This window comes from Enterococcus sp. LJL120 (assembly GCF_054871765.1).
In genome coordinates, this window is the sequence record NZ_JBTXLV010000006.1 from 267,319 (window position 1) to 283,332 (window position 16,014).

General features: G+C 38.6%; 16 protein-coding genes. 11 read left to right on the forward strand and 5 right to left on the reverse strand.

The genetic code is table 11. The annotated features are described in order from the left end of the window. Positions 1-77 precede the first annotated feature (77 nt). Complete coding sequence (locus ACYSNU_RS11970) at positions 78-800, forward strand: YebC/PmpR family DNA-binding transcriptional regulator (protein ID WP_461737448.1); 723 nt, start codon at positions 78-80, stop codon at positions 798-800. A 128-nt stretch (positions 801-928) separates the two neighbouring features. Here the strand turns inward: ACYSNU_RS11970 and ACYSNU_RS11975 are convergent, their stop codons facing one another. From ACYSNU_RS11975 to ACYSNU_RS11985, 3 genes are all read right to left on the reverse strand, one after another. After that, on the reverse strand, positions 929-1,603 hold the full coding sequence (locus tag ACYSNU_RS11975) for a hypothetical protein (RefSeq protein ID WP_461737449.1): 675 nt from the start codon (positions 1,601-1,603) through the stop codon (positions 929-931). Positions 1,604-1,941: 338 nt separating this feature from the next. Beyond that, complete coding sequence (gene helD / locus ACYSNU_RS11980; protein WP_461737450.1) at positions 1,942-4,218, reverse strand: RNA polymerase recycling motor HelD; 2,277 nt, start codon at positions 4,216-4,218, stop codon at positions 1,942-1,944. Positions 4,219-4,339: 121 nt separating this feature from the next. After that, positions 4,340-4,933, reverse strand: coding sequence for a YdcF family protein (locus ACYSNU_RS11985; protein WP_461737451.1), 594 nt, complete (start codon positions 4,931-4,933; stop codon positions 4,340-4,342). A 128-nt stretch (positions 4,934-5,061) separates the two neighbouring features. On the opposite strand from ACYSNU_RS11985, the gene ACYSNU_RS11990 reads away from it, so the two are divergent. From ACYSNU_RS11990 to rpmG, 9 genes are all read left to right on the forward strand, one after another. Then, entirely contained in the window at positions 5,062-5,514 is a 453-nt protein-coding gene (locus ACYSNU_RS11990; RefSeq protein WP_461737452.1) for a GNAT family N-acetyltransferase, read from the forward strand. 19 nt (positions 5,515-5,533) lie between these two features. Next, a complete protein-coding gene (locus ACYSNU_RS11995) occupies positions 5,534-6,040 on the forward strand; it encodes a P-loop NTPase family protein (RefSeq protein WP_461737453.1) in 507 nt (168 codons plus the stop codon). Positions 6,041-6,220: 180 nt separating this feature from the next. Beyond that, positions 6,221-6,763, forward strand: coding sequence for a GNAT family N-acetyltransferase (locus ACYSNU_RS12000; protein ID WP_461737454.1), 543 nt, complete (start codon positions 6,221-6,223; stop codon positions 6,761-6,763). Positions 6,764-6,870: 107 nt separating this feature from the next. Beyond that, the gene (locus tag ACYSNU_RS12005) at positions 6,871-7,542 is read left to right on the forward strand and encodes a DUF6998 domain-containing protein (protein WP_461737455.1); all 672 of its coding nucleotides are present in this window, start codon (positions 6,871-6,873) and stop codon (positions 7,540-7,542) included. Between the two features lie 76 nt (positions 7,543-7,618). Then, a complete protein-coding gene (locus tag ACYSNU_RS12010) occupies positions 7,619-7,795 on the forward strand; it encodes a 2-hydroxymuconate tautomerase (protein WP_461737456.1) in 177 nt (58 codons plus the stop codon). Positions 7,796-8,105: 310 nt separating this feature from the next. Continuing rightward, entirely contained in the window at positions 8,106-10,046 is a 1,941-nt protein-coding gene (gene thrS, locus ACYSNU_RS12015; RefSeq protein ID WP_461737457.1) for a threonine--tRNA ligase, read from the forward strand. Positions 10,047-10,505: 459 nt separating this feature from the next. Beyond that, on the forward strand, positions 10,506-12,641 hold the full coding sequence (locus ACYSNU_RS12020; RefSeq protein WP_461737458.1) for a penicillin-binding transpeptidase domain-containing protein: 2,136 nt from the start codon (positions 10,506-10,508) through the stop codon (positions 12,639-12,641). 177 nt (positions 12,642-12,818) lie between these two features. Next, positions 12,819-13,292 carry a glutathione peroxidase gene (locus ACYSNU_RS12025; protein ID WP_461737459.1) on the forward strand — a complete coding sequence of 158 codons (474 nt, stop codon included), beginning with the start codon at positions 12,819-12,821 and terminating at the stop codon, positions 13,290-13,292. A 137-nt stretch (positions 13,293-13,429) separates the two neighbouring features. Further along, complete coding sequence (rpmG, locus tag ACYSNU_RS12030) at positions 13,430-13,579, forward strand: 50S ribosomal protein L33 (RefSeq protein ID WP_010753318.1); 150 nt, start codon at positions 13,430-13,432, stop codon at positions 13,577-13,579. A gap of 97 nt (positions 13,580-13,676) precedes the next feature. Here rpmG and ACYSNU_RS12035 read toward each other — a convergent pair whose 3' ends face one another. Both ACYSNU_RS12035 and ACYSNU_RS12040 read right to left on the reverse strand, forming a co-directional pair. Beyond that, positions 13,677-14,852 carry a tyrosine-type recombinase/integrase gene (locus ACYSNU_RS12035; protein WP_461737460.1) on the reverse strand — a complete coding sequence of 392 codons (1,176 nt, stop codon included), beginning with the start codon at positions 14,850-14,852 and terminating at the stop codon, positions 13,677-13,679. 39 nt (positions 14,853-14,891) lie between these two features. Further along, positions 14,892-15,587, reverse strand: a complete 696-nt coding sequence (locus ACYSNU_RS12040; RefSeq protein ID WP_461737461.1) for a helix-turn-helix domain-containing protein — start codon at positions 15,585-15,587, stop codon at positions 14,892-14,894. A 152-nt stretch (positions 15,588-15,739) separates the two neighbouring features. Here ACYSNU_RS12040 and ACYSNU_RS12045 point away from each other — a divergent pair, with 152 nt between their 5' ends. After that, positions 15,740-15,928 carry a helix-turn-helix transcriptional regulator gene (locus ACYSNU_RS12045; protein ID WP_461737462.1) on the forward strand — a complete coding sequence of 63 codons (189 nt, stop codon included), beginning with the start codon at positions 15,740-15,742 and terminating at the stop codon, positions 15,926-15,928. The last annotated feature ends 86 nt before the right edge of the window (positions 15,929-16,014 follow it).

A 16,014-nucleotide genomic window follows, 5' to 3' on the forward strand; every position in this document is an offset into this window, starting at 1 on the left:
AAAGCCGTGGGCGAGTATAATATTAAAGGATGAATTTCTTTTTAAAGAAATAAACTGCAGAAAGCGAAGTGAGACAAATGGGTCGTAAATGGGCGAATATCGTGGCGAAAAAAACCGCCAAGGACGCAAACAACAGTAAAGTATATGCAAAATTCGGAATCGAAATTTATGCAGCAGCAAAATCAGGTGATCCTGATCCCCATGCCAATCAAAAATTGCGTTTCGTTATTGAACGGGCAAAAACTTATAACGTACCAAAACATATTATTGACCGGGCGATTGAAAAAGCAAAAGGCTCTGGCGATGAACAATTCCAAGAGTTGCGCTATGAAGGCTTTGGACCAAATGGCTCAATGGTCATCGTGGATACATTGACGAATAATGTCAATCGGACAGCCGCTGACGTACGGGCCGCCTTTGGTAAAAACGGCGGAAACATGGGTGTCTCTGGTGCAGTTGCCTATATGTTTGACAACACTGCTTTGTTTGGTTTTAAAGGCGATGATGCCGATGATATTTTAGAATATTTGATGGAAAAAGATATTGATGTTAAAGATGTCGTTGAAGAAGATGGCCAAATCATCGTTCACGGCGAACCAAATGATTTCCACGTTATTCAAGAGGCCTTAAAGGAAAAAGGTATTGAAGAATTTTCAATTGCAGAAATGCAAATGATTCCACAAAATGAAGTAACGTTGACTGGGGAAGACTTAGAAAAATTTGAAAAAATGATTGATGTCTTGGAAGATTTAGATGATGTTCAAAACGTTTACCATAACGTAGCGGACGCTGAAGAATAAAAAAAGTGAGACTGTGCATTAGTTTTTAACAGACGAAATTCCGAATTATATTGTACTTGGTAGTGCTTGCTAAATACAAGATAATTCGGAAAGATCAGTTCTGTTTTAACTAATGTCACAGTCTTTTTTTATAAATGCCAATACGCTTGTGTTGTGCCATCAGGGGCGGTAAAGACGATGGTCGACGCATCGCCAACCGGATGCATTAAGGCAAATTTACCGCTAACCATTGCGCCGTTACTTAAAATAGAAGTTTGCAGGGCTTGTTCTGCCATGTTAGGACTTAAAGTTTGTTCAATCAGCTGTCCTTCAGCATTCTCAATGCTAAAAGTATTTTCAAGGGTCACTTGCGCAGCGGCGTCTTCTGCGTTCATCATAATGGTCACCTCAAACAAAAGCCATTCTTGCCCTTCAGGTACATTTGGATTAGAAGGGTCCAAATCATGCATTTGATAATAGGCTTCTTCACCAGTGGCAATATTTGTCAAGTTGATTGAGAGCATGGCGGATTGAAGCGCCTCATTTTGATCAGTAAAATTAAATTGAAAATTCAGCGGCTGACCTAGCGGCGCTGGATTTTCTTTGGTGCCTAATTCAATTGCGGGTGTCGAGCCTTCAGAATCAGCTGTGGAGGTTTCCGTTTCCAATGTGCTTGAGCTGTTCAAACTGCTTGAATCAGTTGTTGTGGTACTGCTGCTGATTTCACTGCTAGAGGATGAATCAGTTTGCGTGTCATCAGTTGAACAAGCAGTCATAAGTAAAGCGGTAGTTAATACTAATGGGATTCCCAATATTTTTTTCACAATAATGCCTCCGAAAATAATCACTTTCTTTTTATGATAACAAAAATCTAGTGGCTGGGATAGAGTATTTAAAAGAGGTTTATGAAAGGTTATCATTTTCTTTCGGTTATGTTTTAGCGGTGATAAAATTAGCTTTTGATATTTTTCGATAAATTTGAAGAAACATTTTAACCGTCTTTTTATTTTTGCTGAAAATTAATCTTGATAATCATTATAAGTTTTGAAACCAAGTATTGTTTTTTTACATCAGTTTCACAAACACCTCCACAAAAAAACGCTCAATCAACTTGTTCAAAAGAGTTGATTGGGCGTTTGTTTTTCTGTCAAAGATTTTATTTTTAAACTTCTTTTAAATAGGCCGTTTCTGGAACAGCTTGTAAAAAGTGGCTAGTTGGACCATTGGTAAAAATTGTTAATTCATGCATGGCACGAGTAGTCATCGTGTAAAGAATTAATTGATCCTGCGGCGATTTGAAGCTCGTTTCATTGGCATCCCAAAGAAATACTTGGTCAAACTCTAAGCCTTTTGCTAGATAAGCGGGAATCAAAATAATTTGTTTTTTCATGAAATCATCTTCTGTTTCAATAAATTGAAGCTTAGCTTGTAAGTTTTCTGATAAGGAGCTATACAACGCTTGGCAATCTGCCAAAGATTTTGCGATGATGGCTGTGCGCCAATAGGAATTTCTTTGCAAAAATTCTGTGAGCTTTGCAGTGAGTTGCAAGACTCCCGCCGCTTGACTGTCAGTTTCCAGAAGGACGGGCAGTTTTCCATCTCTAGCAGTGGCTTCAATCGGGCTTTCTTCAGCTAAAAGAAAACTGGAAAAATCAGTGATTTGTTTGGTAGAGCGGTAGCTGGTGGTCAGTTCAAACTGATGCACCTCTTGATCAGGAAACAGCTGGTCAATCAAGGTGACAATCGTTTCATTATCAAACACCTTTTGATTCAAATCTCCACAGAAGTTAAAGCCAGCTCGTGGATATAAATTTCTTAAAAGCCAAACCTGAGAAGGAGAGAAGTCCTGCATTTCATCGATGAAAATGAAACGAGCCTTCTGATAGACATCCACGGGATAAATCTTGCTCATTAAAAGGAAAAAGAGGACGCCATCTTCTTGTAGAAGTTCTTTTTGCCGCAAGCGCTGTTTAACTTCAATAATATTTTGTGCCCATTCGGCTGGGCTGACATTGCGAGCCAGCAAAATACTTTGCGGGACTGATTGCAGAAAATGTAAATACTGCTTGCCATAATTAATAAAGCGGTAGCGATGAATTTTTCTCACTAGCGGTTTAAAGCGGTCGGCTACAATTTTTTGGGCTAATTTCCGTCGTAGTTTGCGCTCATTTTGCTCCGTGTCTTCAAAATTTGGATCGTTGGCAACTACTTCATCAATCACCGCTTCAACGGCGGCTTTGACCCAATCTTTTTTGGCTTCGTCCTTTTGGAGTCCGCCGATTTTTTTCAAAAGCTTCGTCTGCAGGAGCTGCATTCTTTGATACATCGGCAGCTGATCATTGGTTTCTTGATACCAAAAACGAATCTTTTCTTTAGGAATAATGGTTTCGCCAGTAATTTTCAAATCACTAAACAAAGGTCCTAACTCAGTGATAGAAGCCGCATATTTATCTAAAAAGGCCGGCAAACTGATGCCAGATTTTAAGCGATTGCTTTTATTTTCCTTGCCGGTTAAAAAATTCTCCTCCTGCTGCATTTCATTGATAATTGTATATTGCGGCAACAGACGTCTTAGGAAAATCTGGAAGGTCTCCGTCGGGATGCCGCTTTCGCCTAATGAAGGCAAGACGGTAGAAATATAATCGCTAAATAAATGATTGGGAGAAAATAACAGCACTTGTTCCGGGTCCAGCCATTTGCGATTGCTATAAATAATATAAGCGACCCGCTGCAATAACGCCGAAGTTTTGCCGCTACCGGCAATCCCTTGGACCATCAGATGTTTGTGTTTGTCCCGAATGATAGCATTTTGCGATTTCTGGATGGTCGAAACAATGTTTTTCATTTTATCAGAGGAGGTCTCATCCAAAATATCCAACAGAAAATCATCCGTCAAGGTGTCGGAGGTATCCACCATCGACTGGATTTCGCCATCACGAATTTTAAATTGCCGCTTTAAATCAAGACTGACATCATGCCAGCCATCGACGGCTTCATAGCACGTCGCCCCAAGCTCGCTTTCATAATACAGATTGGCAATCGGCGCCCGCCAGTCAATGACCACCGGATTTTCTTTTGTATCTCTTAAAGAGGCGATGCCGATATAAAGTTTTTCCTGCTCAGCTTCTTCCGTGAAATCAATCCGGGCAAAATAAGGATTGCCCTCCATAATGTCCAGTGCTTTTAAGCGTTTTTCTTGGGCCTCCAAGGTTTTATACCGGATTAATAATTCCTGCTCATGCAGGCGATAATCCATCGCCGATTCATAGAAAGCTTCATCGGAGCCAAAGCGAATTTGCTGCTCACCGGTTTGACTGCTAGCTTCCTTCATAATCGATTGGGCAACCTGTTGTTGTTTTTTTAATAATTGTGTTTCGTTATCGATAATGGCGATTGTTTCTGCCACATGTCCTTGTTCTAATTGACGTTGAGTTTTCAAATCAAAAGAGCTCCTTTAGCTTCAGCCTAAACGCTTCAGTCGGTAAATTATTCGTGAAATTTTTATATTTGCGAGTAAAAATTATAGCACAGCCAGCGCCAAAAAGACAAAAGGCTGTTTATCAGAGATAAATCTTCAGCATTGTGAAGGCCAGCGCCAAAGTTTCCCGCAGATAACTATAATATTTCGAGGAATTTTCAGTGGCTGCACTTAAGCCCTGCAGATGCAGCCCTTGATGGTTGGCAATCAGCAAACTTCGGTACATATGAAAATCGCTAGTGACTAAAACGGCATCTGTTAGCGGACGAAGTTGATTAGAAAATTGCAGATTTTCTTTGGTGGTTGTTGCCTGATTTTCTTCAATTATTCTTTCTTTGGCAAGACCACGCTGCTGTAGATAGCAACTCATCACCGCAGCTTCACTAGCTGATTCGTCGGCTCCCTGGCCACCAGAAACAATCACAATGGTTGAAGGATGTTGTTGCAGGTAAGTAAAGCCGGTATCCAGCCGCTCCTTTAGAGTTTGACTAGGAAAGGCGTTGCCGTGGCTAGTTTTTACTTGAGCGCCCAAAATCAGCATGGTTTCAGCTGGCTTTTTTGGCCGAGCTTTGCGTTTTGAAAAAATCAGCAAAAAAATTAGCAGGCCAATCCCAGTGAACAAGATGAAAATAAGCGCTACACTGGCAATCAGTGTTTTATAAATTTTTTTCCTCACGCTGTGATGCCTCCATTTCTCCTTGAACAGTCTAGCAGTCTTCTTAGCTTTTTTCGAGGGTAAAAAAGGATTTTAAATAAATTTTGAAGATAAACTTTGTTATAATAAGAGAAAAACGAGGTTTACTAATGGAGATTTCGGAAATTACAGAAATAACTGAGGTGGAATGGGGCCTTTTATTAGATGCCGACCCCGCTAAAGAGTTGGTGGCAGCGTATGTAAATCGCAGCCGTGTGTTCGGCATGGAGGAAGCGGGCAAAGTTGTCGGCATCATGGTGTTATTGCCAACTAGACCAGACACGTTAGAAATTGTCAATATTGCTACCGATGCCGATTTTCGCGGACAGGGCATCGCTACCAAGTTAATTCAATTTGCTCTGCATTATGCAAGTAAAGCCAAATACCACAGAGTGGAAATCGGCACTGGCTCGACTGGTTTTGAGCAACTGTATCTCTATCAAAAATGTGGTTTTCGCATGGTGGCGATTGAGCAAGATTTTTTTGTTAAACACTATCCAGAACCGATTATTGAAAATAATTTAGTGTTAAAGGATATGGTTCGCCTCGCAATTGATTTATAAACACCTTTAAGGAGGTCTTATGAAAATTCAAATTGTCGGTTATTCCGGCAGCGGCAAATCGACACTCGCCAGCTATTTAGCGGAAAAGAAAAAATTACCGCTGCTTTTTTTAGACTCGGTTCAGTTTACCCAAAACTGGCAGGAGCGAGATTTCGCAGAAAAAGAAGCACTAGTGCAAAGCTTTATGCAGCAATCAGCTTGGATTATTGACGGCAATTATCAAACACTCTTTTTCGAGGAACGAATTGCCGCCGCTGATCAAATTATTATCATGACCTTTTCTAGATTGGCTGCTTTATGGCGGGTCTTCAAAAGATATCTGACTTATCGTGGCAAAACGCGGCCCTCGATGGCAGAAGGCAATCTTGAAAAGCTGGATTGGGAATTTATCTGGTGGGTCCTTTATCAAGGTCGCACCAAAGAACGCCGCCAAATGTTTACTGATATCCAACAAGCTTATCCGCAAAAGGTTGTTTTAATTAAGAATCAAAGACAGTTAGACGCTTTTTATCAAGAAATTTCTTAATAAAATTTTTCTGATAGCATTTTAATTGAATGCTTTGGTGCTGTTTTCAAGCGTTGGAGATATGCTTGTTTGAGTATGGTTAAATAGTTTCCTGAAAACCTATTTTTTATGTCAGTTCAACAGGAAATTTTTGCATAATAAATTTTCGGAGATTTGAAATTTATCTTAAAGGAGACTTATATGGAAGAAAACAAATTGGTTGTATTAGCGGAACACCAGTATTTAAAAACCGAGCGCCTCTTGCTAGAACCTTTGAAACTTGCCCATCTTTTAGATTACCATGAATACATTTCAGATGAAGAGACACTGACCTATGAATTCTTTCCAACAACGTCACTAGCTGAAAGTAAAGAGTCACTAGTTTTGTGGAATTTAGCTCAACCATTAGGTCGCTATGCCATCATTTTGAAGGAAAATTACAAAATGATTGGTCATATTACGCTGCGATTAGCTGAGGACCAAAAGTCAGCAGAACTAGGTTATACCTTAAATAAAAATTTTTGGAATCAAGGTTTTGCGACAGAAGCAGTCGCAGAAATCATCCGCCTAGCATTCGCTGAGATGGGGCTTACCGAATTAATTGGCCATTATTTGATAGAAAATGGTGCCAGCAGTCGTGTCCTAGAAAAAAATGGTTTTGTAGAAACGATCCGAGAAGAACGGGAATCTTTGCGGGGCATAAGTAAATTGCATGGAACTGCGGTTTTGGTTAATTGGAATTAAGAAATGATTTTACTCACAAAAAAGGTGCGGGTTTTTGAATTTTTCTAAAAATCGTAGGACTAATCACGTAATTAATTATCTGTAAAAAAGCTAGAAAGGAGTTTTAGATGAGCATTAGTCAAAAAGATATGATACATTCTTTGAGCAATCTTCTCAGTTGGCTAGAGCAAGAAAATAATTGGGGAACTAACAAAGGTGAACTGAAATTTATTATAGGCCGTCTTGGCGAAGTTTATACAGCAATTATGACAAATGGTCAAATGGCAGAACAAACTAATCAAAAAGGATACGATGTTGTATCTGAAGACAACGAAAGAATTAGTGTAAAAACAACGGCCAGTTTGCAAGCAGGCCGACACTTTAGCTTTAATAGAAATACTCTAGTAGTGGTTGATCGTGTGGTGCTAGTTTATGTTGATATTGATGAGTTAACAGTCAGAATAATTTATGATGAGCCGATCGAAGTAGCTGAAAAGTTGATGGCCCCTTCAACTGATCAAAAGCAAAGCATCATTTCAATGAGTAAAGTCATGGATAATGTAAAAAGACAAGAAAAAAGGCCAGTTATTATTAATTCAGCAACCTATAAACAATTTCAAATAAATCGATTTGAGAACGGTAAAATCGAATTACTGAAAGCTAATGTTAGCCAAACGCCTGTAAAACCACACTTAAGAGAAATTGCCAAAGAGATTGGCGTTGATATTAACAATTCAAAAAGTAACTTGAAGAATACACAAGTTTTGGGTTGGGATATTATCAAACAATTGAACGGTTAACAAATAATTGAAAAGTTTATGCTATAGTTGTTAATGAAGCAAAGTAAAGAATTATGAAATTAGGAGGAAAATCATCATGCCATTTATCCACATTGAACTTTTAGAAGGTCGCACGCAAGAGCAGCTGACAAAAATGGTCAAGGAGGTCACTGAGGTTGTATCCAAAAATTCTGGTGCACCGAAGGAAAACATCCATGTGATTATTAATGAGATGAAAAAAGGGACTTACGCGCAAGGCGGCGAGTGGCGCTAGATTTTACTTGCATTTTCAGTGAATAAGTGTTTAAATGATTTCTATAATTGATTGAAGAAAAAGACAACAGAGCTTGTTAAAGATTTTTTAGAGAGGAAAACCCCGGCTGTAAGTTTTCTAAATCCGCAAGTGCTGACCACTTTTTTAAACCTTTGCTAAATCCAGAGGCGGTCGTTCCGTTATCACGTTCAAGGAACAATATGTTCAAACATTAGGTGGAACCACGATGATTCGTCCTAGTATCTAGACAGATACTAGGGCTTTTTTATTTGTCCGGTTCTTCAATCAATCAAAATAAAGGAGGATTTCCATGTCAATTCAAATTACTTTTCCTGATGGCGCCATTCGTGAATACGAGGCAGGTGTGACAACCTTTGATGTTGCAGAAGGAATTTCAAAAAGTTTAGCTAAAAAAGCGCTAGCCGGAAAATTTAACGGCGAGCTGATTGATTTAAATCGCGCAATTGAAGCGGACGGTACAATTGAAATTGTAACCCCCGACCATGAAGATGCTTTAGGCATTTTGCGGCATTCAACGGCGCATTTAATGGCCAATGCGTTACGCCGTTTGTTCCCTCACATTCATTTTGGTGTGGGCCCGGCGATTGATTCAGGTTTTTATTACGATACCGATAACGGTGAAAATCCAGTAACAGTTGAGGATTTGCCAGCGATTGAAGCGGAAATGATGAAAATCGTCAAAGAAAATAACCCAATTGTCCGCAAAGTGCTGACAAAAGAAGAAGCGCTAGAAATTTTTGCAAGTGACCCTTATAAAGTTGAATTAATCAATGAAATGCCCGCTGATGAAATTATCACTGCGTATGAACAAAAAGACTTTATTGATTTATGTCGGGGACCTCATGTACCGTCAACAGGTCGCATGCAGATTTTCCAATTGCTCTCAGTGGCCGGAGCTTACTGGCGGGGTGATTCCAATAATCACATGATGCAACGGATTTACGGCACAGCCTTTTTTGATAAAAAAGCTTTGAAGGAATTTATCAAAATGCGGGAAGAAGCTAAAGAAAGAGACCATCGTAAATTAGGCAAAGAACTTGATTTATTTATGGTGTCTCAAGAAGTCGGCTCTGGTTTGCCTTTCTGGTTGCCAAAAGGGGCAACTATTCGCAGAACTATTGAACGCTATATTACAGATAAAGAAATTAGTCTGGGTTACCAACATGTTTATACACCAATTATGGCGGATGTCGAGTTGTATAAAACTTCTGGTCACTGGGATCATTACCATGAAGATATGTTTCCACCGATGGATATGGGAGACGGAGAAATGTTGGTCTTACGCCCAATGAACTGTCCCCATCATATGATGGTTTATAAAAACGATATCCATTCTTATCGAGAATTGCCAATTCGGATTGCCGAATTAGGTATGATGCACCGTTATGAAAAATCCGGTGCCTTATCTGGCTTGCAACGGGTGCGGGAAATGACGTTAAATGATGGGCATACGTTTGTGCGTCCAGATCAGATTAAAGATGAATTTAAACGGACATTAGATTTGATGATTAATGTGTACGCTGATTTCAACGTGACTGATTATCGTTTCCGTTTGAGTTATCGTGATCCTAATAATACTGATAAGTATTTTGATGATGACGCCATGTGGGAAAATGCCCAAAAGATGCTGAAGGAAGCGATGGATGATTTAGAGCTGGATTATTTTGAAGCCGAAGGAGAAGCGGCCTTCTATGGTCCAAAATTAGACGTCCAAGTTAAAACAGCTTTAGGCAATGAAGAAACTTTATCCACCATCCAATTAGATTTCTTATTACCAGAACGGTTTGAATTAACTTATGTCGGTGAAGACGGCGAAAATACCCATCGGCCTGTCGTCATTCACAGAGGAATCGTTTCTACAATGGAACGTTTTGTCGCTTATTTGACTGAAGTTTATAAAGGCGCTTTTCCAACTTGGTTGGCACCAATTCAGGCAACAATTATTCCGGTTTCAGTTGAAGCCCATAGTGACTATGCTTATGAAGTGAAAAGACGGTTGCAAGAGCAAGGTCTGCGGGTTGAAGTCGATGATCGCAATGAAAAAATGGGCTATAAAATTCGGGCTTCGCAAACGCAAAAAATTCCTTATCAAATTGTTGTTGGCGATAAAGAGCTGGAAGAAGTGACTGTCAATATTCGTCGCTATGGCAGCAAAGAAACAGCTGTTGAAGATTTAAATGTTTTTGTTGAATCAATGGCAGCAGATGTCAAAAACTACAGCAGAGTCTAAGATTTTTTAGTAAGTGTAGCAGTGACATTAGTCAAAACAGAAGAGAAATTCACGAATAATATCTAAAAAGAGCAATCAAGGTTGTCGATTTGTTTCGAGGATTTACTGGGTCGCAAGAACAAATGTATTTTTTGTTTTGCGGCCCTAGTGAATTACAGAGACAAATACAAGATAGTTCTGGATTTCATCTGTAAAAAAGACTAATGGCACAGCTACGCTTTTTTTAGTTATCCACATCAACAAAATTTTTATTTTGTTTCACAAACGCTTGACAGCTTTAAAAATTGATTTAGCAAGCTTTTTTTGAAAATGAAAACTTGTTGCCGTGTAACTGTGAAACATCCGCTAAAGGACAAAATTTTTAAATATTTATTTATTCCTCCTTTAAGGCTTTTTTCTTAGGGGAAAATTCGCTACAATAAGACAGGTATTTGTAGAAATTTTGGAAAGGTGGATACAATGAAAAAAAATGATAAGTTTGACACGAAGGCCTTCGTGGGCAAACTGATTTCGGGGGGCGAGGAGCCGCAGCAAAAACCCGGCAAACGATCACATATTCCTTTCCGCTTAAATTTATTATTTCTAGTTATTTTTGGATTGTTTGTAGCGTTGATTGCTCGCTTGGGCTACGTCCAAATTATTGAAGCTTCCAGCATTGAAGCGCAAGTTGATACCTCAGACACTGTTGAAATTACTCAGAGCTCACCGCGGGGCATGATTTATGATGCGAATGGCAATGTTTTGGCTGCAAATGTGGCGAACAAGGCCATCACTTATACTCGCGGGAATAACGTTTCCTCCGCTTCTGTTTTGACGATTGCGCAACGAGTGGCAAATCTGATTTATGTACCCGTCGATGCAGATTTAACCGAACGGGATTTAAAGGATTATTTCTTGGCCAATTCAGACAATTATGATGCCGTAGTTGCCTCCATGACCGATGCTGAAAAACAAGATGAAAATGGCGACGAATTGGGCACCAGTGAAATGTATGCCGCTGTGGTGGCAAAAGTTTCGGCTGAGCAAATTGTTTTTTCTGATGAAGAATTAGAAATTGCGACAATTTTTACTAAGATGAATGAAGCTTCTGCTTTAAACACAATTTTTATTAAAAATGCCGATGTTTCTGATGCTGAAGTGGCCATCATTGCTGAAAACGAAGCAGAATTAGATGGCGTATCAACCGGCACCGACTGGGCTCGTCAATACACGGACAATGCAAATATTCGCGGACTTTTAGGAAATCTGCAGGATGGACTTTTAGCTGATACAGCTGAACAGTATTTATCAGAAGGTTATCTACTGACAGATCGGGTCGGTAACAGCAATCTTGAATTACAGTATGAAAATGTTTTGCAAGGAACCAAATCAAAATACACCGTCAATTTAAACTCTGATGGTTCAATTGAATCCCGGACCCAGACGGAAGCTGGTTCAAAGGGTAATAACTTGATGTTGACCATTGACAGCGATTTTCAAAATCAAGTGCAAAGTATTGTTGAAACAACTTTCAACAGTATTGCCGGCTCAACGGGACTTTATTCACCAGGCGCCTATGTTGTTGTGATGGACCCTGATGATGGCTCTGTTCTGGCAATGGCGGGCGTTTCCCATGAAGAAGAAACTACGACAACGTCAGCTGACATTACAGGAACTTATTTGAACCAGTTTGTACCAGGTTCAACAGTCAAACCTGCGACAGTTGCCTCAGCCTATGAAAATGATTTAATTTCTGGTAACCAAACGTTAGTCGATCAGCCGATTCGTTTAGCAGGAACAGCTTCAAAATCTTCTTGGTTTAATAAATCCAGTACGATGAACATTACGACTGAGCAGGCCTTAGAATATTCTTCCAACTCCTACATGATGCAGCTAGCTTTAAAAATGATGGGCTTAGAATATACCTCTGGCATGAGTCTGCCGTATGCAAATTCTGATACGCAGGAAAATGCTTATGCAAAATTGCGGGCGACTTACGCTGCTTTTGGGATGGGCGTGTCAACTGGTTTAGATTTACCAAATGAAAATACGGGTTACGTGCCGACGAACTTTGAAGACATCGATGCCGGTAATATTCTCGATTTATCCTTTGGTCAGTTTGATACTTATACAGCGATGCAATTAGCTCAATATGTTTCGACAGTTCACAATTATGGAAATCGGGTTCAGGCCCATGTAGTCGATGGAGTATACGGTAATGATGCTTCAGGAAATATTGACACCAATAATTTGATTCAAGATCTGGGCGGCAATAGTCTTAGCCAAATCAGTGATTTGAGCCAAGCTGAGTGGGATATTATTGATACAGGTATGTACAATGCAGTTCATGGTTCCAGCAGCTTAACGACTGTTCGGGCTTTGCAGGCATCACCAGTTACAGCTTACGCAAAATCCGGTACTGCTGAAACGGAATATATTACTGCAAACGGAACGACTGTTAATACAGACAATAGTAATCTGGTCGTTTACACACGAACTGACGATGGCAACGACATCGCAATCTCGGTTATCTTACCACAGTTAACGAATGCCGGTGGGGAAAACACCAGCATTGCCTTACAAATTTTAAACGCTTATTACAATTCAGAAAGCTAAAGCTTTACAGGTTGGCACTTAAGTATCACAAGACAAAAATTTCTTTTGTTGGGTACTTAATGTGCCAACCTGTTTTTTTATATTTTTAGCTAAAGTTTGTCGAGTGCAGTTTGATTAATTGCATTTATGAAGAAGATGAAAGAAAATATAGTAAATTTTAGGAAATGAGGAATTCACATGAGTATCTATGAATATCAGATAAAAGAAGTCTCTGGCACTGAAAAAGCTATGGCCGATTATAAGGGGAAAGTTTTGCTGATTGTCAATACAGCAACTGGCTGCGGTTTCACACCGCAGTATGAAGGATTGGAAAACTTATATAAAGAATTTAAAGACCAAGATTTTGAAATTCTGGATTTTCCCTGTAATCAATTTGGTCATCAAGCACCAGGTTCCAACGAAGAAATTGTCGAATTTTGTCAACTCAACTATGCGACTACTTTTGAAACCTTCGCAAAAATCGATGTCAACGGTAAAAACGAAGCGCCATTATATCAATTTTTGAAAAAGGAACAGGGTGGACTGGCCGGCAAAGCCATCAAATGGAATTTTACCAAATTCCTAGTTAATAAAGACGGTGAAGTCGTTGCCCGCTATGCGCCAACTGTAAAACCAGAAGAAATTAAAGCAGATATTGAAAAACTGCTTTAAAAGCATTCATTTCTTCGTCAAGTAAAACTACTTAACAAATTTCATTAAAACACTGGTATTCTTCCCTTGTTCATGATAATATATTAAAGTCTGAGAGCAATCTTAGTTGACTCTAGAAAACAAGGGGAGGGAAAATCATGCGCGTAAACATTACATTAGAATGTACTTCTTGTAAAGAACGTAACTACCTAACAAGCAAAAATAAACGTAACAACCCTGATCGCTTGGAAAAGAAAAAATATTGCCCACGCGAAAGAAAAGTTACTTTACACCGCGAAACTAAATAAGCTATTTAGTAATCTGCTGAAACCCTTGTGCTATAAGGGTTTCAGCTTTTTTTATTTTCTTAAATTGCTTACTGATTACGTTTTTGATTACGTGGTTTTAAAAATTAGCGAACTGAGCGACTTTTTCAACGGTTCTTTCTTGGGATTTTTTACCTAAGTGAGTATAAGTATCCATAGTCTGAGTGATTGAGCTATGTCCTAACCGCTCTTGAGCTTCTTTCATAGATACACCACTTTCAAACAGTAAGGAGGCATGAGAGTGACGCCAACCATGCGTACCGATATTATGCAAGCCGACAGCTTCAGCAAGCCTTCTAGATCGTTGGTATAAATCCTGTCTATTCATGAGCTTGCCATCAATGTTGACAAAGATATGCTCAGAGGGCTTTTGACGATTAGCAAATAACATTTCCTTTTGTCTAAGCTGCCATTTTTTCAAAAGATGAAGTGTTTTATCATCAAGGCTAATAGTTCGATTAGAGCTTTTAGTCTTTGGTGATGATACAGCATAACCGCCTTTTACTTCTGAGAGCGTCTTACTGACTGTAATTGTCTTTGCCTCAAAGTCTATATCTTTGAAGGTCAGAGCCGCTGCCTCGCCACCACGCAAGCCAGAGAAGGCTAGAAGGCGGTACAAGGTTAAATCATACTCCGCAAAGTATTTTTGAATGAGTGTGCCGGCTTTGGCTTCTGCTGCTTTGTCCTCTAAAAAAATCATGACTTGCTGAATTTCCTCAACAGAATAAAACTTCAATTTTTTTTCAGTCTGCTTATCAACTACATTAGGCCTAATCACTTTAGCAAAAGGGTTGGTGCTGATTAACTCAAGATTGATAGCAAACTCCATCACTTTACTACAATACTGCAAAACGATTTTATAGGAGCTTCTTTTACTAGCCCAATCATTAATTGTCTTTTGAGCCAATTTAATATCTATCTTATTAATTTTGAGATTGCCAAAGGCTGGTAGTGCGTGAGACTTCATGAGGCGGTCTGTCGTGAGGCTAGTCGTCTCTTTAACAGTCGTCTTATAACTTTCAAACCATAGTTCGTAAATCTCCTGAAAAGTGTTCTCAGGGGCTTTTTTGTTGAAGTCACCTTTAGCAAAAGCAGTTTGTAATTTAGCAGCCTCTAGCTTGGCAGCCTTTTGGCTAGCGAAGCCACGTCTTGTTACTCTGATTTCTTTTCCATTTGAATCTCTGCCTAAATACATGGAGGAAATCATCCACATTTTAGTACCATTTTTCTTTGTATATTGAACATATTTTGTCATTGCTATTCTCCTATCTGACCTGGGGCAAGGTGATAGGGGTTAATTTATTAAATCAATCTTTTTAAAATTATAATGACGATCAATAAAGTAGATATTTTTTTCAGTTATTGACTTACCTTTCAAGATTGTTTTTTCATATAAATCATATATCTCATTAAATACTCGGTTTAAAACATTTTCTTCCATGCTACGGCGGGCGTTTACATAAGAGTTTATGTCAATTACATCATCCAAAGAAGAGATATTACCTAAATCATTTTTTACTTTAGGTACGTCACTTTCAAATTTTACTAGAAGCTCGTCATCATAATTTTCAAAGTAAAGTTCGACTTCATCGTTGGAATTATTTGCATCAAATGCTCTGACAATAAAACATTTTTCAACAATGTTCTCTTTTTTTAACAATACTAGAAAATAGTAGAACGAAAAGTTAGTCGGACTATTTTTATTAGTTTTAGCAATGATGGCAATAGGCTTGGTACTGTATAAAGCTATTTCTTGTAGTGGCATCGGATTGCCTAAGAGGTCTGATATCCCCATTAAGTATGCAATTGAAACTCCAAAGTATTCAGCGATATTTTTCCAAGTCTCGCTATCTCTGGGCGCTCGTTTACCATTCTCATAATTAGATAGTTGTCCATCAGAAATTTTTAAATTATATCTTTGGTTAAGGTCTACGCTAAGTTCTTTTAAAGTCATATTTTTTCCTTTTCGGAGTTCTTTAATGCGATTCATAAGTCACCTCGAGTTATGTGTAGTTAATATTTATTATAGTCATTTTGTAAAGTATAACAAGGAAAACTTTCAAATTGAAATTTTTTATTGACACTTTCAGATTGAAAGTTTATTATAGTGTTGTACTTTCAAATTGAAAGCGAGGTGAAATTATGTTTGAGATAAATGAGGTGTTTACATTGAGGGTTAGGGAACGAAGAGCAAAATACAGACTTACAGTTTCTGCAGCAGCTAAAGAAATCGGAATTTCTAGAAGAACTTTAGCTTTAATTGAAACAAATAAACTACAGAAAATATCAAAAACTGTTTATCACAAAACTATTGATTGGCTTATAAAATAAAAATCCGTCAATTATTAATGAATGCTTATAGGTTCCTCTTAGATTCTAATGCTGAATTTGTAAAGTAAATTACTTTAAATAAAAGA

Bases quoted from the DNA above. Each gene is read 5' to 3' on its own strand.
- ACYSNU_RS11970 (WP_461737448.1), top strand. From the start codon at position 78: ATGGGTCGTAAATGGGCGAATATCGTGGCGAAAAAAACCGCCAAGGAC.
- ACYSNU_RS11990 (WP_461737452.1), top strand. From the start codon at position 5,062: ATGGAGATTTCGGAAATTACAGAAATAACTGAGGTGGAATGGGGCCTT.
- ACYSNU_RS11995 (WP_461737453.1), top strand. From the start codon at position 5,534: ATGAAAATTCAAATTGTCGGTTATTCCGGCAGCGGCAAATCGACACTC.
- ACYSNU_RS12000 (WP_461737454.1), top strand. From the start codon at position 6,221: ATGGAAGAAAACAAATTGGTTGTATTAGCGGAACACCAGTATTTAAAA.
- ACYSNU_RS12005 (WP_461737455.1), top strand. From the start codon at position 6,871: ATGAGCATTAGTCAAAAAGATATGATACATTCTTTGAGCAATCTTCTC.
- ACYSNU_RS12010 (WP_461737456.1), top strand. From the start codon at position 7,619: ATGCCATTTATCCACATTGAACTTTTAGAAGGTCGCACGCAAGAGCAG.
- thrS (WP_461737457.1), top strand. From the start codon at position 8,106: ATGTCAATTCAAATTACTTTTCCTGATGGCGCCATTCGTGAATACGAG.
- ACYSNU_RS12020 (WP_461737458.1), top strand. From the start codon at position 10,506: ATGAAAAAAAATGATAAGTTTGACACGAAGGCCTTCGTGGGCAAACTG.
- ACYSNU_RS12025 (WP_461737459.1), top strand. From the start codon at position 12,819: ATGAGTATCTATGAATATCAGATAAAAGAAGTCTCTGGCACTGAAAAA.
- rpmG (WP_010753318.1), top strand. From the start codon at position 13,430: ATGCGCGTAAACATTACATTAGAATGTACTTCTTGTAAAGAACGTAAC.
- ACYSNU_RS12035 (WP_461737460.1), bottom strand. From the start codon at position 14,852: ATGACAAAATATGTTCAATATACAAAGAAAAATGGTACTAAAATGTGG.
- ACYSNU_RS12040 (WP_461737461.1), bottom strand. From the start codon at position 15,587: ATGAATCGCATTAAAGAACTCCGAAAAGGAAAAAATATGACTTTAAAA.
- ACYSNU_RS12045 (WP_461737462.1), top strand. From the start codon at position 15,740: ATGTTTGAGATAAATGAGGTGTTTACATTGAGGGTTAGGGAACGAAGA.